The sequence below is a fragment of the Oleiphilus sp. HI0066 genome, from assembly GCF_001635725.1.
Map to the genome: position 1 here is coordinate 1 of NZ_LWFH01000829.1, position 1029 is coordinate 1029.

Genomic DNA, 1029 nt, shown 5'->3' on the forward strand with positions numbered 1-1029 from the left:
AGTCGGCGGTCGGCTCAAGTCTGTGTTTATGGAATGCTACGTTAGCTTGGGCATGGTAGTATGCTAAGACCTTATTCTCTTCTAGGGTTACTTGGAGTGTGAATTCCTGATTCAAGTATTTACAGTCGCTGCTGAACATCATTTCGTGCTGGCGTTCATCGACGATGTCTTGCGAGTCCTTGATGCTAGCGCTCTTATCCTCCCGTTCTAACCCCACAACCTCTAAGTCATGTGTGTTTTCTGCTGGTGCCTTAGGTGCCTCTGTTACGGTGTTATGTTCGATATTGCGTTCAAGCCAGACTCTAGCGGCTTGGCGTATTTCTTTTAGTTTTGCTCGTCTTACGGTCATTCTATCCACTAACTCATTTAATAGGACTACATAGCGGAGAGCTGCTCGCTCGCAAGAGGTGCGAAGGGATAATCGAAGGAAGCCAGAGTGTAGGCGTCGATTGTAGTAGAGCGCTCCGTGGCGCACGATAGTGTAGGGCAGTTGCATAGTCAAACGTCCTAGCTGTGTGACAGCTTGTGTGACATTCTGACTTGAGGGAAGCTCAACCCCCGTGGATACAGGGGCTTATGCTTGTTTGGTGGAGATGGCGGGGGTCGAACCCGCGTCCGTCAGCACTCTGCCATCGGCTCTACATGCTTAGATTCCGTTAATTAGTTTAACCTTCCACAGCCCAACGGGCAGGACGTGGTTGGCGAACTCAGTAAAATTTAGCAGCACGACCCCGAGTATGCCGTGGTGCGGTCCTGTTCTGAGTGACAGTCGGTATCGCGGTACAGGCACCTTGTTACAGACCGTTAGGGGCGTACCCCTAAAAGTGCTTTTTTAACTGCTTACGCAGCTAGAGCAGCACCGTAGTTGTCATCATTTGCAACTATTGATTACAGCGATTGGAGTACGAGTGCCACTGTACACTCGGCATGCACCTCTGGTTTCGTTACCAGCGTCGAAGCCATATCATCCCCGAAACTTATTGAAACCTTTAAGCGTTTGGCTTCGACGCTGGTAACGAAACCAGAGGT

At 50.0% G+C, this 1029-nt stretch carries 1 protein-coding gene and 1 other RNA gene; both read right to left on the reverse strand.

The features are described from left to right. Positions 1-349 (reverse strand): hypothetical protein (locus tag A3738_RS09755; protein WP_156504164.1); only part of this gene is annotated, 349 nt, incomplete at its 3' end. Positions 350-585: 236 nt separating this feature from the next. Further along, positions 586-972: a transfer-messenger RNA gene (gene ssrA / locus A3738_RS09760) on the reverse strand. Positions 973-1029: the final 57 nt, after the last annotated feature.